The sequence below is a fragment of the Streptomyces sp. NPDC046831 genome, from assembly GCF_040645305.1.
Lineage (GTDB): Bacteria > Actinomycetota > Actinomycetes > Streptomycetales > Streptomycetaceae > Streptomyces.
Genome location: NZ_JBEYXZ010000013.1, coordinates 101594 through 125371 on the forward strand (window position 1 = coordinate 101594; position 23778 = coordinate 125371).

Consider the following 23778-nt stretch of genomic DNA (forward strand, 5'->3'; position numbering starts at 1 on the left):
GGGAGCGCGGAAAGGCGCACGTGAGCGCGGCGGTGGACGGCGCCCGGCACAGGAAGGCCGCCGGCCGCTCCCCTCCGAGCGGCCGGCGGCACACGGGTGCGGCGCGGGGCGGACAGCGCCCGCTCGGCCGGGGTCGAACCCCAACTTCGCGGTACGGTCCGCCAGTTCGCGCCGCACCTGCGGCGCCACGGGTACCCGCCTCGCGGCGCGTCGCACCTCCGCCTCGTCGCCGCCCCCGATCCCCTCCCCTGCCCCGTCCCCACCACCGTTCCGGCCACGGGCGGGCCCCCGCGGGCGCGCCGGGCGCCGCCTCGACGGTGGCCGAGCGGGGCCCGGACGCCCGCGGTCAGCCTGCGGTGGCCGGCCGGCGGCGCGCCGAGGCCGGCGTGCCGATTGACAGGCGGGGCGGCCGGCGCCGAGGGTGACCGGGGCGGAGGACAGTGGGCGGGCCGGTCCGACAAGGGGCATCCATGGTGGACACGCTGGGCGTCGCGGTCGTCGGGTTCGGCTGGATGGGCCGGGTGCACACCAGGGCGTACGCCCGCGTCCGGCACCACTATCCGCACCTCCCGCTGCGCCCGGAGCTCGTGACGGTGGCCGAGGAGGTGCCGGGCCGCGCCGAGGAGGCCGCCGCGCAGTTCGGCTTCGCCCGCGCCACCCGCGACTGGCGTGAGGTGGCGGCCGACCCGCGGGTGCGGGCGGTCAGTGTCACCGCCCCGAACCACCTGCATCGCGAGATCGGCGTGGCCATGGCGGAGGCCGGCAAGCACCTGTGGATCGAGAAGCCGGTGGGACTGACGGCGGCGGACGCCCGCGCCGTCGCGGACGCCGTCGCCGCGGCGGGCGTGCAGGGGGCGGTCGGCTTCAACTACCGCAACGCGCCCGCCGTGGAGGCCGCGCGCGACCTGATCGCCTCGGGCGGGATCGGCACGGTCACGCACGTGCGGATCCGGCTGTTCAGCGACTACGCGGCGCACCCCGACGGCGCGCTGGCCTGGCGGTACGAGCGGCGACGCGGCGGCAGCGGCGTGCTGGGCGACCTGGCCTCGCACGGCGCGGACCTGGCCCGGTTCCTGCTGGGCGAGATCACGTCCCTGGTGGCCGACACGGCCGTCTTCGTCCCGTGGCGGGCGCGCCCCGCCGGCGCGACCGCCGGTCACGCGCTCGCCCCCGGCGGCGAGCCGGGCCGGGTCGAGAACGAGGACTACGTGGGCTGTCTGCTGCGCTTCGCATCGGGGGCCCGCGGCGTGCTGGAGGCCTGCCGGACGTCGGTCGGTGAGCAGAACAACTACGGCTTCGAGGTGCACGGCACACGGGGTGCGGTGTTCTGGGACTTCCGCCGCATGAACGAGCTGGGCGTCAGCCGCGGCACGACCTACCAGGACCAGCCCGTCAGCACGGTGCAGGCCGGTCCCGGAGACGGCGAGTTCGCCGCGTTCCAGCCGGGCGCGGGCAACGCCATGGGGTACGACGACCTGAAGGTGATCGAGGCCGGCCGCTTCCTCCGCTCGATCGCCGAGGGCATCCCGTACGGAGCCACGCTCCAGGACGCCGTGCGCAGCGCCGCCGTGCTGGACGCGATGGCCCGCTCGTCGCAGAGCGAGACCTGGGTGGACGTGCCCGCGCCTTGACCGCGGCCGCCGGGAGTAGGCCGGCGCCCGGGCAACCAGGTGCCCGGGTGCCCGGGGCCTGACCCCGGCCGGCCGCCGACCGCCGGAAGCGGGCCGGCGCCCGGTCGGCGTCCCGGCAAACGGATGCCCGCAGCCCGACCCCCACCGACCCCGACCGCCGGAAGCAGGCCGGCGCCCGGGCAACCAGGTGCCCGGGGCCTGACCACGCTCGGCGCCAGCCGCCGGCGCCCGGGCAACCGGGTGCCCGGGGCCTGACCACGGTCGGCCGCCGACCGCCGGAAGCAGGCCGGCGCCCGGCCGGCGTCCAGGCAAACGGGTGCCCGCAGCCCGACCCCGACCGCCGGAAGCAGGCCGGCGCCGCGGCCGGCGCCCAGGCAAACGGATGCCCGCAGCCCGACCCCCACCGCCGGGAGTAGGCCGGCGCCCGGGCAACCAGGTGCCCGGGTGCCCGGGGCCTGACCCGGTCGGCCGCCGACCGCCGGAAGCGGGCCGGCGCCCGGTCGGCCTCCCGGCAAACGGATGCCCGCAGCCCGACCCCCACCGACCCCGACCGCCGGAAGCAGGCCGGCGCCGCGGCCGGCGCCCGGGTAGCCAGGTGCCCGGAGCCCGACCCCGGCTGGCCGCGGCCGCCGGAAGCGGGCCGGGACACGGGCCAGCGGCCGGGAGGGGCCGCGATGCGGCCGCCGTGGGGACCGCGCCCGCGCGCCCCGCTGGGACCGCGGCGCCGCGCCGTCCGGCGCGGACGGGCCGCCGCGCGGCTGCCCCCATGGGCGGGCTGGGGCAACCGGACGGGAGCACCGGCTTCGTGGCCCTCCCCCCGCAGGCCCCTCCGGCGCGGTCCGCACGCGGGCCGGGCGGACCGCCTCAGCCCCGCGGTTCCGCCGCCGCCAGGACCGCCCGCTCGCGTGCCGCCCGGACCGCCGCCGACAGGGTGGCGACGTCGTAGGCGCCGTGGTGCCGGCGGCCGTTGACGAAGAACGTCGGGGTGCCCGAGACACCGCTCAGGTCGGCCGACTCCACGTCCTCGGCGACGTGTTCCGCGCCCACGTGGTCGCGCAGGTCACGGCGGAAGCGGTCGACGTCGAGTCCGATCCGCTCGGCGTACCGGAGCAGGCTCTGCGGCCGCAGGTCGCCCTGGTGGCCGATGAGGACGTCGTGCAGGTCCCAGAAGCGGTCCTGGCGGTCGGCGGCCTCCGCCGCCTCGGCGGCGAGCTGGGCGTTGGGGTGCACGTCGGTCAGCGGCAGGTGCCGCCAGACGTAGCGGACGTCGTCGCCGAAGCGGGCGAGCACGTCCCGCACGACCGGCTCGGCCAGGCCGCAGTACGGGCACTCGTAGTCGCCGTACTCGACCAGGGTCACCGGCGCGTCGACCGGACCGCGGACGTGGTCGCGTGCGGGGTCGACGGGCTCGCTGAGGTCGACGATGACGCTTCCCTGTCCCAGCAGGGCGCGGGCCCGCCGGCGGGGCGGCAGCAGGGCGAGCACGAGGGTGACCAGCCAGGTGAGGAGGAAGGAGCCGACGACGACGCCCAGGATGCCGATCTTCGCCTCCTCCAGCCGGGCGCCGTCGAAGGCGAGGGTGGCGATCAGCAGGGACACCGTGAAGCCGACCCCGGCGAGGGTGCCGCCCGCCGTGACGGCGCCCCAGCCCAGCGGCGGGTGCAGCCGTCCCCGGCTGAGCCGGGTCGCGGCCCAGGTGCCGCCGACGACGCCGATCGGCTTGCCCACCAGGTAGCCGAGCAGAATGCCCAGGGTGACCGGTGAGCTGAGGGCGTCCGCGAGGCGGCCCGGGCTGATCGTGAGTCCGGCGTTGGCGAGCGCGAACAGGGGCACGACGACGTAGCTGGTCCAGGGGTGGAACATGCGCTGGAGCCGCTCGTTGGGCGAGAGCGAGGAGGTGAGGCCGCGGCGCAGGGTGCGCTCCAGCTCGGGGGTCGGCTGCTCGCGGAAGCTCCGGAAGAGCCGGCTGACGCGCTCCAGTGCGTGCCGCTGGGGCGGATGGGCGGGGAAGAGCAGGCCCATGACCAGCCCGGCGACCACCGGATCCACGCCGGAACGCAGCAGCGCGCCCCACAGGGCCACGGCGGGGATCGCGTACGCGGCCGGGGTCCGCACCCCGGCCGCGCGCAGGGCGAGCAGGCCGGCGATGACGCCGAGCGCGGTCAGCAGCGCCGGGAGGTACAGGTGTCCCGAGTAGACGAAGGCGATGACGACGAGGGCGAGGAAGTCGTCGGCGACCGCGAGGCCGAGCACGAAGACGCGCAGCCCCCTGGGCAGGCGGGAGCCGAAGACGGCGAGGAAGCCCAGGGCGAAGGCCGTGTCGGTGGACATGGCCGTGCCCCAGCCCTGTGCGGAGCCGTGTCCGGCGTTGACCGCGAGATAGAGCGCGACCGGGACGGCCATCCCCGTGGCCCCGGCGACGGCCGAAAGCGCCAGCCGGCGGCGTTCGCGCAGTTCACCGATGTCCAGCTCGCGCCGGGCCTCCAGGCCGACGACGAAGAAGAACAGCGCCATCAGCCCGCTGTTGACCCACTCCCGCAGCTCCAGGGACACCCCCGTCGTGCCGACGGTGAGCGACAGCCGCGTGCGCCACCAGGACTCGTACGTGCCGGGCGAGACGTTGGCCCATACGAGTGCGGCGGCCGCGGCCGCCAGCAGCACCGCGGCGCTGCCCGTCTCGGTGCGCAGGAAGGCGAGCAGTGGGCTGCGCGCCTCCGTGCCGGAGTCGGTCTGTCCGGTCAGCGCCGGCGGCCGGGCCGGCGGCAGCTGCTGTGGCTGGGACACCTGGTGCATCCTCCCGGTCGGCGGTGGCGGCCTCGGCGGGGCCCGGCCCCGCGGGGTGCGGAGCACGGCGTTCGCCACCCGGCCGCGGGCCGCCCGGGCGGGCCGAACAGCGCCGGGAGCGCGCACCGGGTGCCGTCCCCCGCTCTCCCGGCGACACGGCCGCTTCCGCCGGCCGTGGAAGCGCCGCGGAAGCGGCGGGGCCGCTCCCGCGGCCGGCGGCTACGCGCCCCGCCAGACGTTCGCGAAGGCCGCGTCCTCGATGGCGCGCCGCCGGCGCACGGCCGCCAGCTCCGTCACCGCGTCGTGCACGGCGGCCACCACGGTGAGCTCCGCCTCCGCCATGGGACCCGGGTCGAACGTGTCCGCCTCCTCGCGGACCCCGATCGCCGCCGCGAGCGCCACGATCACCGGGTCGTCCGCCGTCCACCGGGCCAGGGCCCGCCGCCGTGCCTCGGTGTCGCCGAGCACCCGGTGGCCGCCGCTCAGCGGCAGCCAGCGGCTGCGGCGCCAGGTGATCTGGCCCTCCTCCTCCAGGGCGGCCAGGTACCGCTCCGACAGGCCGCGGCCGCGGCGCCACAGCCAGTCCTCCAGCGACTCGTACGGGGCCACGAGCTTCAGGGAGGCGGCGGCCTCGTCCAGCAGCGGGTCGCCCAGCCCGGTCCGCAGCCGGGGCACGATCCGGCCGCCGTCCAGCTCGGTCACCTCGCTGCGCAGCAGGTCGACGGCCTCGGCCCCGGCCAGGGCGAGCGAGAGGTCGCCCGGCTGCAGGGGCCGCGCCGGCGGGACGTCCAGGGCGACGATCAGCAGATCGCGCGGTGTGCTCATGGGGATCCCCTCGACGGCACGGGTCACGGCCGGCAGCCGGCGCTCCCCCTTGCGGCGGGGCTCCGGCGGACCGGAACGCTCACCACCCATCGTGCACCACCGCGGCGCCGATTTCGTCAGGCGCCGCAGGACCTCAGGAACCGGCGGGTGCGCACGGCGACGGGCAGCGGCCGGTCCGGCTCGCAGGGGTACATGTCCTGCTCGACGATCGCGAACAGGTCCACGCCGAGTCCCTGCGCGGCGGTCAGGACCGGCTCCAGCGCGGGGACGCCGGACGGCGGTTCGCACATCACCCCGCGCCGCACGGCCGGGCCGAACGGGATGCCGTTCGCGACCACGTCGGCGAGGACCACCGGGTCGACCTGCTTGAGGTGCAGGTAGCCGATGCGCTCGCCGTAGGTCTCGATGAGCTTGACGCTGTCGCCGCCGCAGTAGGCGTAGTGCCCGGTGTCCAGGCAGAGGCTGACCAGGCCGGGGTCGGTGGAGTCGAGGAAGCGCTCCACGTGGGCCTCGGTGTCGAGGTGGGTGTCGGCGTGCGGGTGGACGACGATGTCCAGGCCGTAGGTCTCCCTCACCTCGCGGCCGAGCCGTTCCATGCCCGTGGTCAGGTGCGCCCACTGCTCGGCCGTCAGCTCCGGGGGTTCCAGGATCTCGGCGGTCCTGTCGTCGCGCCAGAAGGAGGGGATGACGACCAGGTGCCGCGCGCCCATGGCCCGGGTGAGCGCGGCGACCCGTGCGACGTGCTCCCAGGTGGACTCCCACACGGCGGGACCGCGGTGCAGCGCGGTGAAGACCGTGCCGGCCGAGACCCGCAGGTTCCGCCGGCCCACCTCGTCGGTGAGGCGGGCCGGGTCGGTGGGCAGGTAGCCGTAGGGGCCGAGTTCGATCCAGGAGTAGCCGGCCTCGGCGACCTCGTCGAGGAAGCGCCGCCAGGGCACCTGACGCGGGTCGTCGGGGAACCACACGCCCCAGGAGTCGGGGGCCGAGCCGACCCGGATGCGGTCGAGCACAGGGGTCATGTCAGGGGGTCCCTTCGCGGGAGGGGGGTGTCGCGGGCGGGGTGGGTTCCTGCTCGCCGGGAGGCTCGTCGACGCCGGCGCCGCGCCCCTGGGCGAGCTCGTGCCGGAGGGCGGCGAGCTCGGCGCCGCCGGCCATGTGGAGGGTCAGCTCCTCCAGGCTCACCTCGCCGCGCTCGGCGCTCAGTTCGAGAGTGCCCAGGCGCAGCACGCTGAAGTGGTCGCCGACCAGGTAGGCGTGGTGGGGGTTGTGGGTGATCAGGACGACGGCGAGGCCGCGGTCGCGGGCGGCGGCGACGTATTTCAGCACGACCCCGGACTGCTTGACGCCGAGGGCGGCGGTCGGTTCGTCCAGGATGAGGACGCGGGCGCCGAAGTGGACGGCGCGGGCGATCGCGACGCACTGGCGCTGGCCGCCGGAGAGGGTGCCGACGGGCTGCTCCAGGTCGTCGAGGACGATGCCCATCGCGCGCAGTTCCGCGTCCGCGGTCCGCTTCATGCGGGGGATGTCGAGGCGGCGGAAGGGCCAGGGGCCGCGGGTCAGCTCGGAGCCGAGGAAGAAGTTGCGCCAGACGGGCATGAGCGGCACGGTCGCCAGGTCCTGGTAGACGGCGGCGATGCCGCGGTCGAGGGCCTCGCGCGGGCCCGCGAACCGCACCGGCCGGCCGTCGACGAGGAACGCGCCCTCGGTGTGCTGGTGCAGCCCCGAGATGATCTTGATGAGGGTGGACTTGCCGGCGCCGTTGTCGCCGAGCACGCAGGCCACCTTCCCGGCGTGGACGGCGAGGTCGACGCCGTGCAGGGCGCGGACGGTGCCGTAGGACCTGCCGGCCCCGCGCAGTTCGACGACGGGCCGGTCCTGCGCGGGGGCCGGGGCGCCTGCTGGGACGGGGCCGCCGGCCGCGCTCGCGTCGTGGGACATGGGGGTCACCTCCTCGTGGCCGTGCGCCGGACCCACAGGTTGATCAGGACGGCGCCGAGGAGCATCACGCCGAGGAACGCCTTGAACCAGTCGGCGTTCCAGCCGGCGTAGACGATCCCCTGGTTCACCAGGCCGAACATGAAGGCGCCGAAGACCGGTCCGATCGCGGAGCCGTGGCCGCCGGTGAGCAGGCAGCCGCCGATCACGGCGGCGGCGATGTAGATGAGCTCCTGGCCGACGCCCTCGCCGGACTGCACGGTGTTGAAGGAGAACAGCTGGTGCATGCCGACGAACCAGGCGCCGAAGCCGACCAGCACGAACAGCGAGACCTTGGTGAAGGTGACCCGGACGCCGACGGCGCGGGCGCTGTCCTGGTCGCCGCCCACGGCGAAGACCCAGTTGCCGTACTTGGTGCGCAGCAGCACCCAGGTGGCGAGCGCCGCGAAGACCAGCCACCAGACGACGGTGCTCTGCACCCGGACCCCGCCGACGTCGAACGACGAGGCGAAGACCGCCTTGGCCTGGTCGAAGCCGTCCATGGCGCTGATGTCGTCGGTGGCGACGTTGTGCGTGACCAGCGCGGTCACCGCGAGGTTGACGCCCTGGAGGATCAGGAAGCTGCCGAGCGTGACGAGGAAGCTGGGCAGTCCGGTCCTCACCAGCAGCCAGCCGTTGAACGCGCCGATCCCGAGGGAGACCGCCAGCGCGACGACGACGCCGGTCCACACGTTCAGGGTGAGCTGGTAGCTGAGCATGCTCGCGGTCAGCGCCGAGGTGACGACGGCGACGCCGGCGGACAGGTCGAACTCGCCGCCGATCATGAGCAGCGCCACGGGCAGCGCCATGATCCCGATGGTCGACGACTGGTAGAGGATCGTCGCCATCGAGCCGCCCTGGCGGACCGAGGGCGCGGCGACGAGGAAGAAGACGAGCACGGCGGCGGCGCCGAGGAAGACGCCGACCTCCGGCCGCGCGAGCAGGCGCAACGCCTGGGGGCGCCGCGCGGTGCGGCCGTCGGTCCGCCGCGGTCCGGGGGCCGGCGGTGTGCCCGCCGCGGGTGCGGCCTGCTGGGTCACGCGCGTCACCGGGTGCCCTTCGCGGCGAACGCGGCCACCTTGTCGACGTTGGACGCGTCGACGAAGGCCGGGCCGGTCAGCACCGGCTGCTCGCCGCCGCCGCTGTAGTTGCCGTTGTGCCGGTAGAGCCACAGGGAGTCGACGGCCAGGTACCCCTGCAGGTAGGGCTGCTGGTCGACGGCGAACTGGATGGTGCCCTTCTGGATGGCTCCGGTCAGGTCCTTGTTCAGGTCGAAGGTGGCGATCCGCGCCTTGCTGCCGGCGTCGCCCACCGACTGCACCGCGGTCAGCGCGAACGGGGCGCCGAGGGCGACGACGTAGTCGATGGCGCCGTCCTGCTTGAGCTTGGCCGTGATCGTCGACTTCACCGACGGCATGTCGGTGCCGTTGACGTAGAGGTTCTCCAGGGCGCCCCGGAAGGTCTTCTTCACACCGGCGCAGCGCTGGGTCAGGCCGATGTTGCCCTGTTCCTGGATGACGCAGACGGCCTTCCTGGCGCCGACCTCGTTGAGCTTCCTGCCGAACGCCTCGCCCGCCACGGTCTCGTCCTGCCCGAAGAACTCCGTCAGGCCGAGCCTCTTCCAGTCGCTCAGGCCGGAGTTGAGGCCCACGACGGGTATGCCCGCGCTCGTCGCCCTGGCCACGGCGGCCTTGAGGGCGTCCGGCTTGGCCAGGGTGACCGCGATGCCGTCGACCTTCTGGTCGACCGCGTTCTGCACGTAGCCGGCCTGGTTGCCGGCGTTGGGGTCGGCGGAGTAGACGAGCTTGACGTTGTCCTTGGCGGCGGCGGCCTCGGCGCCCTTGCGGACGATGTCCCAGAAGGTGTCGCCGGGTGCCTGGTGCGTGACGAGTGCGACCGTCATCCTGGGCGTGGCGGCCCTGCCCGCGGAGGCGTCGCCCCCGCCCTCCTCGGCCTTCTTGCCGCCGGAACCGCTGGAGCAGCCGGCGAGGGTCAGGGCCGCCGCCGCGGCCACGGCCACGACGGGGGCGAGTGTGCGGGAGCGAGAAGAGCGGTCCATCTTTCCGGCACCTCACTGTGCGACAGGGGAACGACGGGAGGGGACACCGCGGCGACCGCGAGGATCCGGGGCCCGGTCTGCTCGGGTCCGGGTCGTGTGCCGTGGATCCGGCTGTGGTGCTGGGACGGGATCAAATCCCCTGACGCGGTCCCTGTCAATATTTTGTTAGGACATTATTTCACTCGTTGGTCCGAATGTAAGTACAAACTATTGACAGTGCGGCCCCCGGGCCCTAGACCTGAGGATGCGGCAGGCCCCGGGAGCGGCGGGCCCGCCGCCGCAGAAGCCCTCGGGAACCGCACCCCGCCGTCTCCAGGAGCGTCGCGCATGGCCGAGCCCGTCCCGTCCGCCCCGTCCTTCGACCTCGTCACGATGGGCCGCATCGGGGTCGATCTCTACCCCCTGCAGTCCGGCGTACCCCTGGCCGAGGTGGAGACCTTCGGCAAGTTCCTCGGCGGATCGGCCGCCAACGTCGCGGTCGCCGCCGCCCGCCTGGGCCGCGCCGCCGCGGTCATCACCCGTACGGGCGATGACCCCTTCGGCGCATTCCTGCACCGGGCGCTGAAGGAGTTCGGCGTCGACGACCGCTTCGTCACACCGGTCGGCGCCTACCCGACGCCCGTCACCTTCTGCGAGGTCTTCCCGCCGGACGACTTCCCGCTGTACTTCTACCGCCGCCCCAAGGCACCGGATATGGAGATCCGTCCCGAGGAACTGGACCTCGCCGCCGTCCGCGCGGCCCGGATCTTCTGGATCACCGGCACCGGCCTGAGCGAGGAGCCGAGCCGCTCCGCCACGCTCGCCGCCGTCGCGGCCCGCGCCGGAGCGGGCACCACGGTCTTCGACCTCGACTGGCGCCCGATGTTCTGGACCGACCCCGGCGCGGCCCGCCCGTACTACGCCGAGGCCCTGCGGCACGCCACCGTGGCGGTCGGCAACCTCGACGAGTGCGAGATCGCCACCGGCGTCCGCGAGCCCGCGGCCTGCGCGCGGGCGCTGCTCGCCGCCGGCGTGGAGCTGGCCGTCGTCAAGCAGGGCCCGCGGGGCGTGCTGGCGGTGCACCGGGACGGCAGCCGGGCCGAGGTGCCGCCGGTGCCCGTCGAGGTCGTCAACGGCCTCGGCGCCGGGGACGCCTTCGGCGGCGCGCTGTGCCACGGGCTGCTGTCCGGCTGGGACCTGACGACGACCATGCGGTACGCCAACGCCGCCGGCGCCCTCGTCGCCTCCCGCCTCGCCTGCTCCTCCGCCATGCCCACCGGGGCGGAGGTCGACGACCTCCTCGCGCGAGCCACCGCCTGAACGGAGCCCCGACGTGACCCTCGGCATCCCCGACCTCACCGCGGTCAGAGCCACGTGCCCGGAGGCCGTCGAGGAGGCGGCCGCCCGCCGGGTGCGGCGCCCGCTGCTCGGCCGCGGCGGGCGCCTGATGATCGTGGCCGCCGATCACCCGGCACGCGGCGCGCTGGCCGTCGGCGACCGCGGACTCGCCATGGCCAACCGCGCCGACCTGCTCGCGCGGCTGTGCGTCGCGCTGTCGCGGCCCGGCGTCGACGGGGTGCTCGCCACCGCCGACATACTGGAGGACCTGCTCCTGCTCGGGGTGCTGGACGGCAAGGTCGTCATGGGCTCCATGAACCGCGGCGGCCTCGCGGGCGCCGCGTTCGAGATGGACGACCGCTTCACCGGCCACCGGGCCCGCGACCTCGCCCGGCTCCGCTTCGACGCGGGGAAGCTGCTGCTGCGCATCGACTACGGCGACCCCGGCTCGCTCGCCACCCTGGAGTCGGCCGCCCGTGCCATCGACGAGATGGCCGGGCTGCGGCTGCCGGTGTTCGTCGAGCCGTTCGTCTCCCGCCGGGTCGGCGGCCGGGTCCGCAACGACCTGTCCGCCGAGGCCGTCACCCGCTCCATCGCCGTGGCCTCCGGCCTGGGGGGCACCTCCGCGTACACCTGGCTGAAGCTGCCCGTCACCGAGGACCCCGACGACATGGCCGAGGTCCTCCAGACCTCCACGCTGCCGGCGGTGCTGCTCGGCGGCGAGGTCGGCGACGATCAGGAGGGCGCCTACGAGCGGTGGCGCAAGGCGCTCAGGCTCCCCACCGTCCAGGGCCTGGTCGCCGGCCGCTCCCTGCTGTATCCGGCCGGGGGCAGCGTGGAGGAGGCGGTGGACACGGCCGTGGGGCTGCTGTGAACACCGGTGGGGGCGACGTCCGTCGTGCCGGCGTCCGGTGTCACGGTGTCCGGGGCGACGGCTCCGAGGTGACGGCGTCCGAGGCGTCCGCGGTGAGGAGGTCGGTCGTGGCGACGCCCGTCGTCAGGGGGTCCGTTCGAGGAGGTCCGTCGTGGCGACGTCCGTCGTCAGGGGGTCCGTTCGAGGAGGCCCGTCGTGAGGCGGCCGGTTGTGAACGTCCGTTGCCGAGGAGGCACCCCGATGACCAGCTCGTACCACCTGCCCGCCGGCACGGCGTCCCGCGGCCCCTGCGCCGTGGACGTCTCCCCCGGGTCCGCCGGCTGGGACCACTCCGCGCTGCGGGTGCTGCACCTGCCGCCGGGGGGCTCGCACACCTTCGACACCGGCGACAGCGAGTGGATCGTGCTGCCGCTCAGCGGGAGCTGCACGGTCGGCTGCGCCGACGACTTCGGCCACAGCGCCTTCCGCCTGGCCGGCCGCACGAGCGTGTTCACCGCCGTCAGCGACTTCGCGTACGTGCCGCGCGACGCCCGCACGACCCTCTCCAGCGACGGCGGCGGACGGTTCGCGCTCACCGGCGCGCGCTGCGCCCGCCGTCTGCCCGCCCGCTACGGCCCGGCCGCGGACGTGCCGGTGGAGCTGCGCGGCACCGGCGGCTGCAGCCGCCAGGTCAACAACTTCGGCGCCGCCGGCGTGTTCGCGTGCGACCGGCTCATCGCCGTGGAAGTGATCACCCCGGGCGGCAACTGGTCGTCCTTCCCGCCGCACAAGCACGACGAGCACCGGCCCGGCGAGGAGTCCGTCCTGGAGGAGATCTACTACTTCGAGTTCGCCGCCCACGACGGCACGCCCGGCCTCGGCTACCAGCGGGTCTCCCCGTCCGGGCGGGGCCGGGGGACGGACCTGCTGGCCGAGGTGCGCGACGGCGACGTCGTGCTGATCCCGGACGGCTGGCACGGGCCGTCGATGGCCGTGCCCGGCCACCACATGTACTACCTCAACGTCATGGCCGGCCCGGACCCCGAACGCGCCTGGCTGATCCGCGACCACCCCGACCACGCCTGGATCCGCGGCACCTGGCCCGGTCAGCCCGTCGACCCCCGCCTGCCCCTGTACACCGCACCGTCCGCCGCCTCCGCCCCGTCGTCCCCGTGAGAGGTACTCCGATGAACCAGCCGAGCGAACCGGGCCGGCCGAGCGAACCGGGCCGGCGGAACGAACCGGACCGGCCGAGCGAGCCGGGGGCCGGCAGGCCGGACGCCCCGGCCGTCCGCCTCACCGTCGCCCAGGCGCTGGTGCGCTTCCTCGCCGCCCAGTACACGGAACGCGACGGGGTGAGACAGCGGCTGATCGCCGGCACCTGGGGCGTCTTCGGCCACGGCAACGTGGCGGGTGTCGGCCAGGCGCTGGTCGAGGCGGGCGAGGACCTGATGCCGTTCCACCAGGGACGCAACGAACAGGCGATGGTGCACGCGGCCGTCGGGTACGCCCGCCAGCGGGGCCGTCTGTCGACGATGGCGGTGACCACCTCCATCGGCCCGGGCGCGACCAACCTCGTCACCGGGGCGGCCCTGGCGACCGTCAACCGCCTGCCGGTGCTGCTCCTGCCCGGGGACTACTTCGCCGCTCACCCCGCCGACCCGCTGCTGCAGCAGCTGGAACACCCGGTGGAGGCGGACGTGTCGGTGAACGACACCCTGCGCCCGGTCTCCCGCTGGTTCGACCGCATCATCCGACCCGAGGCCCTGGTTTCCTCCGCGCTGCACGCCATGCGGGTCCTCACCGACCCGGCCGAGACCGGCGCCGTCACCCTGGCGCTGCCGCAGGACGTGCAGGCGGAGGCGTACGACTGGCCCGCGGAGTTCTTCGCCGAGCGGATCTGGCGCGTCCGGCGCCCCGCCCCCGACCCGGTGGAACTCGCCGACGCCGTACGGGCCGTACGCGCCGCCGGCCGGCCGCTGATCGTCGCCGGGGGCGGCGTCCACCACAGCGCGGCCGAGGACGCGCTGAGGGCCCTGGCCGACGCCACCGGCATCCCCGTCGCCTCCACCCAGGCGGGCAAGGGATCGCTGCGCCACGACCACCCCGCCGACCTCGGCGGCATCGGGCACACCGGCACCGCGGTCGCCGACGCCGTCGCCCGCACCGCGGACCTGGTCATCGGCGTGGGCACCCGGTACACCGACTTCACCACGGCCTCCGGCACCCTGTTCCAGCGGCCGGACGTCCGCTTCGTCAACCTCAACATCACCGCCTTCGACGCGCACAAGCTGGCCGCGCGCACCCTGGTGGCCGACGCCCGGGCCGGACTCGAGGCGCTCGCCGAGGCACTGGCCGGCCACCGCGTCGACGCCGCCTACGAGGCGGAGTACCGGGCGGGCAGGGAACGCTGGGAGCGGGTGGTCGAGGCCGCGTTCCGGGCCGACGACGACAGCGCGGTGCCGACCCAGACGCAGGTCCTCGGCGCGCTGGACGCGGTCGTCGGCGACGACGACGTGGTCGTCAACGCCGCCGGTTCCCTCCCCGGCGACCTGCACAAGCTGTGGCGGGCCCGCTCGCCGCGCCAGTACCACGTGGAGTACGGCTACTCCTGCATGGGCTACGAGATCCCGGCCGCGATCGGCGTCCAGCAGGCCGCGCCGGAGAAGGCGGTCTGGGCGCTGGTCGGCGACGGCACCTACCTGATGATGCCGACGGAGATCGTCACCGCCGTCCAGGAGGGCCTGCCCGTCAACCTGGTGCTGATCCAGAACCACGGCTACGCCTCCATCGGCGGCCTGTCGGAGTCGGTCGGCGCCGAACGCTTCGGCACGGCCTACCGCCACCGGGCCGCCGACGGCGCCTTCACCGGCCCCCCGCTCCCCGTCGACCTCGCCGCGAACGCGGGCAGCCTCGGCATGGACGTGCTGCGCGCCAAGACCGTGCGCGAGCTGCGGGAGGCCCTCGCCACGGCCCGCGCCTGCGAACGCCCCGTCTGCGTGTACGTCGAGACGGACACGGGGAGCGGGGTGCCGGCCGCTCCCCCGGCCGAGGCGTGGTGGGACGTCCCGGTCGCAGAGACGGCCACCCGGGAGGCCGCCGTCCGGGCGCGCGCGGACTACGACCGGCACGTGGCCGACCGCCGCCGGCACCTGTGACACCGGCCGCGCGGCAGAGGGCGTCCGCCGCGGGCCGGACCGCCCGCGCGGCGCCCGCCGGACCGTCGGCACCCGCGGGCGCCTCACGGCGAAGGCCGGACCGTCGGCGCCCGCGCTCCCCGCACGGCGAAGGCGGGACCGGCGCCCCTCACCGATCAGGACGAGCGCGCGCCGCGGCGCGCGTTCCCCGGACGGCGGACCGGCTCCCGCGGACCATGGACGGGCTCCCGGTCGCCGGTTCCGGATAAGGGACCGGCTCCCGGTCGCCGGTTCCGGATCACGGACCGGCTGCCGGTCCCGTTTCCGGACCATGGAGCGTTGCCGGAAACGGCGGAGGGCCGTGGCAGATCCCTCTGCCACGGCCCTCCGGCACCGACTCGCGCTGTCACGAGTCGGGACGACAGGATTTGAACCTGCGACCCCTTGACCCCCAGTCAAGTGCGCTACCAAGCTGCGCCACGTCCCGATGCGTTCACGTGCGGTGACCCGCGTGATCGCGTGAACGCCACTTTACCCCACGGTGGGGGGTGCGCCGAAAGGGGCACGGCGGCGGGAGACAATCGGCGTATGAGCAGCACATCATCCGGCGTACCGGCCGGCGCACGGGACCGGGACAGTGAAGGCCGGGCACGCAACGCCCGGCCGCGCGACGGGCTCGGACGGCCCCTGCCGTACGGCGCGGACGGCGTGCCGCGGCAGCCGGAGGGCGTCGTCCGCACCCCCGACCAGACGGTCGCGGAGGCGCAGGCGCTGCTGGACGAGGGCAAGCCGTTCCACGCGCACGAGGTCTTCGAGGACGCCTGGAAGTCGGGGCCCGAGGCGGAGCGCGCCCTGTGGCGCGGGCTCGCCCAGCTGGCGGTCGGGCTCACGCACGCCGCCCGCGGCAACGTCGCAGGGGGCGCCCGGCTGCTGCGGCGCGGCGCCGACGCCGTGGAGGAGTGGGCGGCCGGCTCCGGCGAGCGGCACCCGTATGGGATGGACCTCGCCGGGCTGGCCGGCTGGGCCGGCGAACTCGCGGACGCCGTGGAGCGGGGAACGGCCGTGGACGCCGCGGCGCGGGCACCCCGGCTGCGGGCCGCGCGGTGACCTGATCCCGCGGCGGGACCGGCCTGGGCGGCGCGGCGTCCCGCGCGTCGGGGGCGGGCAGCGCGGCGGCCGGGGCCGTCCCCGGCGACGGTGCGGAACCGGTGCACGGCGCGCCGGAGGCGTACGGCACACTCGGGGCGTGCGAAAGATTCATGTCATCGGTATCGGCGCGGGCGACCCGGATCAGCTGACGCTGCAGGCCGTCAGGGCGCTGCGCGACACGGACGTGTTCTTCATCCTCGACAAGGGCGAGGTGAAGTCCGACCTGGTCCGGCTGCGCCGGGACATGCTGCGCACGCACGTGCCGGAGGGGACGTACCGCCTGGTGGAGGCCCGCGACCCCGACCGGGACCGGTCCGCGGGCGGTGCGGCCTACTCCCCCGCCGTCGAGGACTGGCGCACCGCCCGCGCCGACATCTACGAGCGGCTGATCGCCGAGGAACTGGGCGGGGACGAGACCGGCGCGTTCCTCGTCTGGGGCGACCCCTCGCTGTACGACAGCACGCTCGGGATCCTGGCCGAGGTGCTGGAGCGGGGCACGGTCTCCTTCGACTACGACGTCGTGCCCGGCATCAGCAGCGTCTCCGCGCTGGTCGCCCGGCACCGCACAGGCCTCAACCGGGTCGCCCGGCCCGTGCAGATCACCACCGGCCGGCGGCTCGCGGAGGGGTTCCCGGACGCCGTGGACGACGTGGTGGTGATGCTCGACGCGCACCAGACGTTCCGGCGGTACGCCGACCAGGACGTCGACATCTACTGGGGCGCCTACATCGGCACCCCGGACGAGATCCTCGTCTCCGGCCCGATCGCCGAGGCCGCCCCGCGGATCGAGCGGCTGCGGGCCGAGGCGCGCGAGCGCAAGGGCTGGATCATGGACACGTACCTGCTGCGCCGGAGGCCGGCCGAGCCGAAGGGCGACCAGCGGACCGGGAGCGGCGGGCCTGTTCCGGAAGCCTGATGGAACGTCGGTTCCGGGGAAGCCGCTCGCCGTAGGGTGAGAGCCCGGCCGTAGGGCCACCGGACAAGGGAATCACCGATGACGCGGTACCTGATCTCGTTCGACGACGGCGCGATGACCTTCCCCGAGCAGGAGTTGCCCGAGGTGGCCAAGGCCTCGCTCCAGGTGGTGCGGGAGGCTCAGGAGGCCGGCGTATGGGTGTTCGGCGGTGGGCTGGAGAGCCAGCGGGCGAGCGTCGTGGCCACCGACGGGACCGTCACCGACGGCCCGTACCCGGAGACCAAGGCGGTCCTCGGCGGGTTCTCGATCATCGACGTGCCCTCACGCGAGGACGCGCTGGAGTGGGCTGCCAGGATCGCCGCCGCGTGCCGCTGCGCGCAGGAGGTCCGGGAGATCATGCCCGACCAGACCGTCTGAGCGGAGACGACCCGCCGCGGCTGGGGCCCGCCTGATGCGTCGGCAGGTCCACGGGATCCGGCACGCCTGTCTTCCGTCCCGCCTGCCGGACCGGGCCGCCGGTGGCGGCGGCCGCCTTCACCGTCCGTCCGGTCCCGGCAGGCCCGGCCCCGGTCCGTGCAGGGCGGCCAGCGCGCCCGCCACGTCGGGGACCGCGGTCAGGCCGTCCGGCAGCGGCGGCCGCCGGACGACCACGACCGGCAGTCCCAGCTCCCGTGCCGCCGTGAGTTTCGCCGCCGTCGCCTCTCCCCCGCTGTCCTTGGTCACCAGCACGTCGACGCCGTGCGCGCGGAGCAGCGCCGTCTCCTCGCGGACGGTGAACGGCCCGCGGGCCAGGACGACGTGCGTGTCCGGCGGCATCGGCGGCGCGGGCGGTTCCACCGACCGGACGACGAAGTGCAGGCCGGTGAGGTGGGCGAACGCCGCGAGGCCCATCCGCCCCGTCGTCAGGAACACCCGCTGTCCGAGGGCGGGCAGTGCCTCCGCGGCCGCGCCCAGCGAGGCGACCGGGTGCCAGCGGTCCCCGGGACCGGGCTGCCAGCCGGGGCGGCGCAGGACGACCAGGCGGACACCGGTCAGACCGGCCGCCCGTGCCGCGTTCCGCGTGATCGACGCGGCGAAGGGGTGGGTGGCGTCGACGACGGCGTCCACGCGGTGCTCGCGCAGCCATGCCGCCAGCCCCTCCGCGCCGCCGAAGCCGCCCACGCGCACCTCGCCCGCCGTCGCACCGGGCCGGGCCACCCGGCCCGCCAGCGAGGTCGTCACCCTCCAGCCGGGACGTGCCGCGAACTCGGCGGCCAGCTCACGTGCCTCGGTGGTGCCGCCGAGGACCAGGACGTGCGGGGACATGCCGACGAGCGTACGGGGCGTAGACGGCCTGCCGGGACGCGGGTGCCCGGCAGACGAGCGGCTCCCCCGGAGGCCAGGTCGACGCGGACGCGCACCGGCGGACCGGCTGCGGCCTGCGGTGGCAGTTGCGGTGCCTCATGAGTGGCTGCGGGACGGTTCCGGCTCGTGCTGCGACGTCTGGTCCTGTCGGGGAAGCAGGAGCGGGGTGGTCAGGATGAGCAGTCCTGCGACCGTGAGAGCGGTGCGCGGGCTGGTGATGTCGGCGAGCAGCCCGGCGAGTGCGGTCAGGACGGCGATGGACGCCTGCTGGCCGATCGACCAGGCCGACAGGGTGCGGGCGACGAGATGCTTGGGGGTGTGTTCGAGCCGGTAGGTGGCGAGCACCGGGCTGTACAGGCTCATGTTGATGATGATCGCCAGCTCGACGGCCATCACGGTGACGAGGCCGACGATGCCGGGACGGACGAAGGCCAGGCCGATCAGCCAGACGGCGCGCAGGGTGCCGACGGTCCGGAAGACCCGGTGCCGGCCGAAGCGGGCCACGACACGGCGGGCCAGCCGGGAGCCGATGAGTCCGCCGAGGCAGGGGGCGGCGAAGACGAGGGCGTACTGCCAGGGCGGGAACCCGAGCCGGCGAAGCAGGAGCACGGCCAGCAGCGGCTCGGTGGCCATGATCAGACCGGCGACAAGCAGTTGGTTGAGGTAGAGGGGCCGCAGACCGGGGTGGCCCATGATGTGTCGCCAGCCGTCGAGCAGTGCGCCCGCCCGGACCGGGCTCTTGTCGGTCGTTCGCGGCGCTTCTTCCTGGCCGCGGATCGCGGTGATGCCCAACGCGGAGAGCAGGTAGCTGAGCGCGTCGGCCACCACGGTGGTGACCGGCCCGAACAGGCCGGTCGCCGCCCCGCCCAGCGGTGGCCCCACTGCGATGGAGCTCCAGTTCGTGGACTCGAACCGCGCGTTGGCGACGAGCAGGTCGTCCGGTCGGACGAGGGCCTTGAGGTAGGCGCCGCCGGCCGCGTTGGAGGCGATCCTGGCTGCGGCGACCACGGCCGAGACCACGAGCAGTTGGACGAGACCGAGCCAGCCGAAGGCGTAGGCGACGGGGATCGTCCCCATGGCCGCACACCGGGTCAGGTCCATCATGATCATGACTGGGCGCTTGCGCCGGAACTCCACCCACGGCGCGAGCGGCACCGCGATCAGGGCACCCACCGCAGGCCCCACCGCGGACAGCGCGGACACCTCAGCGGGTCCGGCATGCAGCACCAGCACGGCGATCAGCGGCAACGCCCCGAACCCCAGCCCGGACCCATAGGCGCTCACCGCATAGGACGCCCACAGCCAGCCGAACTGCCGGCCCAACCGCCTCCTGCCCACCATGCTCAGCGCACTCCCCTTGAGGTCCCATTCGAACAAGCCGACGTTGACCGATGAGAGACAAGCGGGCAGGACAACCCCAGGTCAAACAACTGAACCGCCAGCAATCCACAACCGTGAGTTGTTCACTAGGGTGGGTCGGCGTGGATCTCGAAGCAGTACGTACCTTCGTCGCCGTCGCGGAAGCGGGCCAGTTCCAGAAAGCCGCCGCCGACCTGTCGATCACCCAGCAGGCCGTCTCCAAACGCATCGCCGCGCTGGAACGCACCCTCGGCGTGCGATTGTTCATCCGTGCCCCCCGCGGCGCTGAGCTCACCATCGATGGTCAGGCGTTCCTGCCCCACGCGCGTGAGCTGCTGCGCGTCGCCGAACGTGCCGGCGCGTCCGTGCGCCCCGGCCACCGTCCGCTGCGCGTCGACGTGATCGCCTCGCGCAGCGCGCAGTCGAGCCTGATGCGCGGTTTCCACCGCGCACACCCCGAGATCGACCTCGACGTGGTGATGCTGTTCGACATCGAGGCGGCCGTCACCGCCCTTCGCTCCGGTGCGATCGACGCGTCCTTCCGCGCCGTCGCCGCGCCCGGCCGACCCCTTCCCGGGGACATCGAGTCCGTCCGCGTGCTCGACGAGCCGCTCCAGCTCCTCACCGGCCCCGCCCACGCACTGGCAGGCGCCCGGTCCGTGACCGTCGCCCAGCTCACCGGGCACCGGATCTGGATGCCCGGCATCGCCCCCGGTACCGAGTGGGGCGCCTACTACGACGACCTCGTCGCCGAGTTCGGCCTCACCATCGAGGTGACCGGCCCCAACTTCGGCTCCGACGCGCTCCTCGACACCATCGCCGACACCCCGGCCCTGGCCACCTTCATGGGCGGGCACACCCGCCTCATCTGGCCCGCCGACCACGGCCTGCGCCGCATCCCGGTCACCGACCCGACGCCCGTCTACCCGCACTCGCTCCTCTGGCACCGCGACAACCCCCACCCAGCGCTGACCACCCTCCGCACCCACCTCGCCGCCACGACCGCCGGCCACGATGCCGCCGGGACCTGGGCACCGGGCTGGGTGATTCCGCGCTGAACGCCCCCCCGTGCGGGCCGGCCCTGCCCTTCAGCACGTGGTCCTCGCATGACTGGCCCCGGCGGCGGGCCTTGGTCCGGGCACCCTCGACCAGGCAACGACACCCGGCGAAGTCCAGCTCCTCGACGTCGACGCCCGGGATCTCCTCGGCCCGCCCGGCGGTCTCGTAGAGCCTCCGCCGCAGCGTCCTCTCCCGCAGGTGCGCCTCCCTGCGCGCGATCAGCCGGTCGACCGCCGTCTCCGAACGGGCCGGGGTCCCGGAGTCCGCGGGCACGTCCGGCGGCTCGTCCGGTCGGGGGGTGGGCGACCGGCGGACCGTGCCCCGCTCGGGTGACTGGACCGGCGGGCCCGTGTGACCGCGGCCAGGAGCGGTTACCCACCCCCGGTGCCGCCCGGAACGGCGGCGACGCCTCCGCTGCCGGCCTCCGGGGACCCATGACCGAACACGCGCCCGCCCGGCCCGCCCGGGCCCCTCACGACGGGGCCGCACGGCTGCTCCTCGTCAGCGCCAGCATGGGCTCCGGCCACGACACGGTGGCCGCCGAGCTGGCCCGCCGCGCCCGTGCCGCCGGGCGGGAGGCGCACGTCGTCGACATCCTCACGCTTCTGCCCCCCGGCGTCGGGTCCGGGCTGCGCGGCTTCTACCAGGCGTCCGTCCGCCGCTTCCCGTGGGCGTACGCCGGGATCTACGCGTACTTCCTGCGGCCGGGGCCGCGCCCACGCCCGAGCGGCACCCCGCTGGCGCGGCTCGCGGCGGACCCGCTGATGCGCCGGGTGCGCGAGACGGGCGCCGACGTCGTCGTACCGGTGTTCCACCTGGCCGCCCAGCTGACCGGCCATCTCCGCGCGCACGGTGTGCTGCGGGTGCCCGCGGCGGTCGTCGTCGTGGACTTCGCCGTGCACCGGCAGTGGCTCCACCCGGGCAACGACCTGCATCTGTGCGTCACGGACGAGGCCGCCGCCCAGGTCCGCCGGAGCACCGGCCGGCCGGCCCGGACGACGGGCCCCGTGGTGGCTCCCGGCTTCTTCACCGAAGGGCCGGGGACGGCCGGGTGGCGGCGGCGGTTCGAACGGTTCGCCCCCGGGCGCCCGGCGGTGCTGCTCTCCGCGGGGGCGTGGGGAGCCGGATCCCGGCTCGCCGGCACCGCGCGGCTGCTCGCCGGGAACGGCTTCCTGCCCGTCGTGCTGTGCGGGCACAACGAACGGCTGCGGCGTGCCATGTCCGGGCTCCCGGGCGTCCTCACGCCGGGCTGGGTGGCCGACATGCCGGACCTCCTGCACGCCTGTGCGGCCCTGGTGGACAACGCGGCCGGGCAGACCGCCGTGCAGGCCCTCGCCGCCGGCGTCCCGGTGATCGGCTACCGGCCGCTGCCCGGGCACGGGGCCGAGGGCGTCGGCCGGATGGCGGCCCTCGGCGTGTCGGACCGGGCGGCGGACGCCTCCGGCCTGCTGCGCTCGCTGTCCCGTCTCACCGGACCCGGTCCGGAACGCGACCAGCGGATCGCGGCCGGACGGGCGCTCTTCCGGGACGACGCGCTGTCCCACCTGGCCCGCGCGGACGGCGTCCGTCGGGCGTAGTCCCGGCCGCCGGACATCCGCGGCCCCGACCAGGCTCAGCCCCTTGCCACCCGACTCCCGGCCCCGACCAGGCGCAGCCCCTTGCCGCCCGACTCCCGGCCCCGACCAGGCGCAGCCGCTGCCGCTCTCACGGCCGTGGCCGGCCGCTGTCGCCAACGGCCGCCGGTCGGCCAAGGGGCGGGCGGCCGCCGTGCATCCCGCCTACGAGGCGCCCCTGCGACGCGGCGACGGTGCGGTGCCCGGGCCCGGGCCCCGGCCCGGCGGCAGGGCCGGCCCGCCCCTGGTTCTAGGTGCTGTCTGACAAGTCGCGTCTGCCGCGCGAATTGTCAGACAGGACCTACGCAGGGCCGGTCCGGTCGAGGTCCAGCCGGCCGACGCGGGCGACGTTGTCCACGTCCTCGGGGTCCTCGCTCGGCGTGGCGGCGAACCAGGCGTCGAGGATCTCCCCCAGCAGCGGCTCGGACGTCAGACGCAGGCTCAGTGCCAGCACGTTGGCGTCGTTCCAGCGGCGGGCTCCCTCCGCCGTGGCCGCGTCGGTGCACAGGGCCGCCCGGACACCCGGCACCTTGTTGGCGGCGATGGACGCGCCCGTGCCGGTCCAGCAGCACACGACGGCCTGGTCGGAGCTCCCTTCGGCGACGTCGCGGGCCGCGGCCGCGGAGCACACCGCCCACTGCGGGTCGTCCCCGGGCCGCAGTGCGCCGTGGGTCACCACCTCGTGTCCGCGCTCGCGCAGCCGGGTGACCAGCGAGCGGGCCACGGCTTCGTCCATGTCCGAGGAGACGGAGATCCGCATGCTCCGGAGACTACTCAGCGCGCACCGGCAGTCCAAGACCGGTCCGGGACATCGCCGGACCGTGGCGCGGCAGGGCCGGGGCCCCGTCGGCGGCACGCGGACGGGGCCCCGGCCTTGTCGGCGGCACGCGGACGCACGCGCGCCCGCTGTACGGCGAGCGGGGCCCACCGGCCACCGCCCACACCCACCACCGACCGGCCACCGTCCGGGAGCCGGCCCCGCCCCTCCGCCAGGCGCCATCGCAGTCCGGTGTGACGAGACGACGGTTGCATCCACCGGGTGATTCGCCGGCAGGCGTGCAACCGCGGCACCGACGATCCGCCTCCTTTCCGACCAAGACGGCACGACGCGACAGAACGGATGAACCGATGCAGACCATGACGCCCCTGCCGGACGCCTCCGCCTGGGACCGCGGGACCGGCGACGACTTCCTGCTGGCGCCGCCGAACCCGGCGCAGCGCATCAGCTGTTCCATCGACCCCTACGACCTGCGCCGCCTGGACCTGCACGCGGCGCTGACCGCCGCCGGCATCGCCCCGCTGCCGGGCGACCGGGAGGCGATCGAACAGCTGAGCGCGCTGCCCGACAGCGTGCACCAGGCGCTGCACCGGTGGCTCACCAGCAACGGCTGACACTTCGGCGCACCGGCTCACGTCCCGGCGCACCGGCGCCGCCGTACCCGCCGCCGACACCGGTGGGCGCCCGGCGGTGCCGCCGGCGGCCCGGGGTTGTGCCGCGCCGTCCCCGCGTGCGGTCCTCGCCGCCAGGCGGGCGGGCGCGCGCGTCCGGCGGGCACCCGGCACCGGCGGGCATGTCGCCGGGCGCGGGCGCGCTGGTCTGCGGCTGCGGCGCGTCCGGCGGGCGCCGCCCGGCCGGGACCGCGCCCGCAACGGGCGCTGGGACCGTCGTCGCGAACTCCCCTGCGCCCTACGGCGTCCGACACGCGATCCCGCCGCACCGGGCGACAGCCCGAGCGGTCCGGGTACGACAGCGTCCGC

At 75.2% G+C, this 23778-nt stretch carries 20 protein-coding genes, 1 tRNA gene and 1 pseudogene; 11 read left to right on the forward strand and 11 right to left on the reverse strand.

Annotated elements, in window-relative coordinates:
- Positions 1 to 470 precede the first annotated feature (470 nt).
- Positions 471 to 1631, forward strand: coding sequence for a Gfo/Idh/MocA family oxidoreductase (locus tag ABZ920_RS14330; protein ID WP_361503367.1), 1161 nt, complete (start codon positions 471 to 473; stop codon positions 1629 to 1631).
- 864 nt (positions 1632 to 2495) lie between these two features.
- Here the strand turns inward: ABZ920_RS14330 and nhaA are convergent.
- The 6 genes from nhaA to ABZ920_RS14360 all read right to left on the reverse strand — a co-directional run bounded on the left by nhaA (position 2496) and on the right by ABZ920_RS14360 (position 9273).
- Positions 2496 to 4415, reverse strand: a complete 1920-nt coding sequence (gene nhaA, locus ABZ920_RS14335) for a Na+/H+ antiporter NhaA (protein WP_361503370.1) — start codon at positions 4413 to 4415, stop codon at positions 2496 to 2498.
- Positions 4416 to 4634: 219 nt separating this feature from the next.
- On the reverse strand, positions 4635 to 5240 hold the full coding sequence (locus ABZ920_RS14340; RefSeq protein WP_361503372.1) for a GPP34 family phosphoprotein: 606 nt from the start codon (positions 5238 to 5240) through the stop codon (positions 4635 to 4637).
- 116 nt (positions 5241 to 5356) lie between these two features.
- Entirely contained in the window at positions 5357 to 6259 is a 903-nt protein-coding gene (locus ABZ920_RS14345) for a sugar phosphate isomerase/epimerase (RefSeq protein WP_361503375.1), read from the reverse strand.
- 1 nt (position 6260) lies between these two features.
- On the reverse strand, positions 6261 to 7178 hold the full coding sequence (locus ABZ920_RS14350) for an ATP-binding cassette domain-containing protein (protein ID WP_361503378.1): 918 nt from the start codon (positions 7176 to 7178) through the stop codon (positions 6261 to 6263).
- Positions 7179 to 7183: 5 nt separating this feature from the next.
- Entirely contained in the window at positions 7184 to 8263 is a 1080-nt protein-coding gene (locus tag ABZ920_RS14355; protein WP_361503381.1) for an ABC transporter permease, read from the reverse strand.
- Positions 8260 to 9273, reverse strand: coding sequence for a substrate-binding domain-containing protein (locus ABZ920_RS14360; protein ID WP_361503384.1), 1014 nt, complete (start codon positions 9271 to 9273; stop codon positions 8260 to 8262). Before ABZ920_RS14360 ends, ABZ920_RS14355 begins: the two co-directional genes overlap by 4 nt.
- Before the next feature lie 327 nt (positions 9274 to 9600).
- On the opposite strand from ABZ920_RS14360, the gene iolC reads away from it, so the two are divergent.
- The 4 genes from iolC (at position 9601) to iolD (ending at position 14601) form a co-directional block, all read left to right on the forward strand.
- Positions 9601 to 10572 (forward strand): 5-dehydro-2-deoxygluconokinase, encoded by a 972-nt coding sequence (iolC, locus tag ABZ920_RS14365; protein WP_361503387.1) that lies wholly within the window; start codon positions 9601 to 9603, stop codon positions 10570 to 10572.
- 13 nt (positions 10573 to 10585) lie between these two features.
- Positions 10586 to 11464 carry a deoxyribose-phosphate aldolase gene (locus tag ABZ920_RS14370; RefSeq protein ID WP_361503389.1) on the forward strand — a complete coding sequence of 293 codons (879 nt, stop codon included), beginning with the start codon at positions 10586 to 10588 and terminating at the stop codon, positions 11462 to 11464.
- Between the two features lie 240 nt (positions 11465 to 11704).
- On the forward strand, positions 11705 to 12619 hold the full coding sequence (gene iolB / locus ABZ920_RS14375) for a 5-deoxy-glucuronate isomerase (protein WP_361503391.1): 915 nt from the start codon (positions 11705 to 11707) through the stop codon (positions 12617 to 12619).
- Between the two features lie 11 nt (positions 12620 to 12630).
- A complete protein-coding gene (gene iolD / locus ABZ920_RS14380; protein ID WP_361503394.1) occupies positions 12631 to 14601 on the forward strand; it encodes a 3D-(3,5/4)-trihydroxycyclohexane-1,2-dione acylhydrolase (decyclizing) in 1971 nt (656 codons plus the stop codon).
- A 392-nt stretch (positions 14602 to 14993) separates the two neighbouring features.
- On the opposite strand, the gene ABZ920_RS14385 is transcribed toward iolD, so the two are convergent.
- A tRNA-Pro gene (locus ABZ920_RS14385) sits at positions 14994 to 15067 on the reverse strand.
- A gap of 101 nt (positions 15068 to 15168) precedes the next feature.
- Between ABZ920_RS14385 and ABZ920_RS14390 the strand changes: the two genes are divergently transcribed.
- The 3 genes from ABZ920_RS14390 (at position 15169) to ABZ920_RS14400 (ending at position 17062) form a co-directional block, all read left to right on the forward strand.
- Positions 15169 to 15687: a DUF309 domain-containing protein gene (locus tag ABZ920_RS14390; protein WP_361503397.1), complete on the forward strand. Its 519-nt coding sequence runs from the start codon at positions 15169 to 15171 to the stop codon at positions 15685 to 15687.
- A gap of 139 nt (positions 15688 to 15826) precedes the next feature.
- Entirely contained in the window at positions 15827 to 16645 is an 819-nt protein-coding gene (gene cobF, locus ABZ920_RS14395) for a precorrin-6A synthase (deacetylating) (protein ID WP_361503400.1), read from the forward strand.
- A 78-nt stretch (positions 16646 to 16723) separates the two neighbouring features.
- The gene (locus tag ABZ920_RS14400; RefSeq protein WP_361503403.1) at positions 16724 to 17062 is read left to right on the forward strand and encodes a YciI family protein; all 339 of its coding nucleotides are present in this window, start codon (positions 16724 to 16726) and stop codon (positions 17060 to 17062) included.
- A gap of 117 nt (positions 17063 to 17179) precedes the next feature.
- Here the strand turns inward: ABZ920_RS14400 and ABZ920_RS14405 are convergent, their stop codons facing one another.
- Positions 17180 to 17950, reverse strand: coding sequence for a cobalt-precorrin-6A reductase (locus ABZ920_RS14405; RefSeq protein ID WP_361503405.1), 771 nt, complete (start codon positions 17948 to 17950; stop codon positions 17180 to 17182).
- Between the two features lie 135 nt (positions 17951 to 18085).
- Complete coding sequence (locus tag ABZ920_RS14410) at positions 18086 to 19330, reverse strand: MFS transporter (RefSeq protein ID WP_361503408.1); 1245 nt, start codon at positions 19328 to 19330, stop codon at positions 18086 to 18088.
- 140 nt (positions 19331 to 19470) lie between these two features.
- Here ABZ920_RS14410 and ABZ920_RS14415 point away from each other — a divergent pair, with 140 nt between their 5' ends.
- Positions 19471 to 20406, forward strand: a complete 936-nt coding sequence (locus ABZ920_RS14415) for a LysR family transcriptional regulator (protein ID WP_361503411.1) — start codon at positions 19471 to 19473, stop codon at positions 20404 to 20406.
- Between the two features lie 28 nt (positions 20407 to 20434).
- On the opposite strand, the pseudogene ABZ920_RS14420 reads toward ABZ920_RS14415, so the two are convergent.
- A pseudogene (locus ABZ920_RS14420) lies at positions 20435 to 20671 on the reverse strand (site-specific integrase); the annotation flags it as partial.
- Positions 20672 to 20919: 248 nt separating this feature from the next.
- Here ABZ920_RS14420 and ABZ920_RS14425 point away from each other — a divergent pair.
- Positions 20920 to 21984 (forward strand): galactosyldiacylglycerol synthase, encoded by a 1065-nt coding sequence (locus ABZ920_RS14425; RefSeq protein ID WP_361503541.1) that lies wholly within the window; start codon positions 20920 to 20922, stop codon positions 21982 to 21984.
- A gap of 337 nt (positions 21985 to 22321) precedes the next feature.
- Here the strand turns inward: ABZ920_RS14425 and ABZ920_RS14430 are convergent, their stop codons facing one another.
- On the reverse strand, positions 22322 to 22780 hold the full coding sequence (locus ABZ920_RS14430; RefSeq protein ID WP_361503414.1) for an RpiB/LacA/LacB family sugar-phosphate isomerase: 459 nt from the start codon (positions 22778 to 22780) through the stop codon (positions 22322 to 22324).
- A gap of 368 nt (positions 22781 to 23148) precedes the next feature.
- Between ABZ920_RS14430 and ABZ920_RS14435 the strand changes: the two genes are divergently transcribed.
- A complete protein-coding gene (locus ABZ920_RS14435) occupies positions 23149 to 23412 on the forward strand; it encodes a hypothetical protein (protein WP_361503417.1) in 264 nt (87 codons plus the stop codon).
- Positions 23413 to 23778 lie beyond the last annotated feature (366 nt).

Coding starts and splice junctions, on each gene's coding strand:
- ABZ920_RS14350 (WP_361503378.1), bottom strand. CDS start 7,178: ATGTCCCACGACGCGAGCGCGGCCGGCGGCCCCGTCCCAGCAGGCGCC.
- ABZ920_RS14360 (WP_361503384.1), bottom strand. CDS start 9,273: ATGGACCGCTCTTCTCGCTCCCGCACACTCGCCCCCGTCGTGGCCGTG.
- ABZ920_RS14410 (WP_361503408.1), bottom strand. CDS start 19,330: ATGGTGGGCAGGAGGCGGTTGGGCCGGCAGTTCGGCTGGCTGTGGGCG.
- ABZ920_RS14405 (WP_361503405.1), bottom strand. CDS start 17,950: ATGTCCCCGCACGTCCTGGTCCTCGGCGGCACCACCGAGGCACGTGAG.
- ABZ920_RS14330 (WP_361503367.1), top strand. CDS start 471: ATGGTGGACACGCTGGGCGTCGCGGTCGTCGGGTTCGGCTGGATGGGC.
- ABZ920_RS14425 (WP_361503541.1), top strand. CDS start 20,920: ATGGGCTCCGGCCACGACACGGTGGCCGCCGAGCTGGCCCGCCGCGCC.
- ABZ920_RS14340 (WP_361503372.1), bottom strand. CDS start 5,240: ATGAGCACACCGCGCGATCTGCTGATCGTCGCCCTGGACGTCCCGCCG.
- iolD (WP_361503394.1), top strand. CDS start 12,631: ATGAACCAGCCGAGCGAACCGGGCCGGCCGAGCGAACCGGGCCGGCGG.
- ABZ920_RS14400 (WP_361503403.1), top strand. CDS start 16,724: ATGACGCGGTACCTGATCTCGTTCGACGACGGCGCGATGACCTTCCCC.
- ABZ920_RS14390 (WP_361503397.1), top strand. CDS start 15,169: ATGAGCAGCACATCATCCGGCGTACCGGCCGGCGCACGGGACCGGGAC.
- ABZ920_RS14430 (WP_361503414.1), bottom strand. CDS start 22,780: ATGCGGATCTCCGTCTCCTCGGACATGGACGAAGCCGTGGCCCGCTCG.
- ABZ920_RS14345 (WP_361503375.1), bottom strand. CDS start 6,259: ATGACCCCTGTGCTCGACCGCATCCGGGTCGGCTCGGCCCCCGACTCC.
- iolC (WP_361503387.1), top strand. CDS start 9,601: ATGGCCGAGCCCGTCCCGTCCGCCCCGTCCTTCGACCTCGTCACGATG.
- ABZ920_RS14435 (WP_361503417.1), top strand. CDS start 23,149: ATGCAGACCATGACGCCCCTGCCGGACGCCTCCGCCTGGGACCGCGGG.
- iolB (WP_361503391.1), top strand. CDS start 11,705: ATGACCAGCTCGTACCACCTGCCCGCCGGCACGGCGTCCCGCGGCCCC.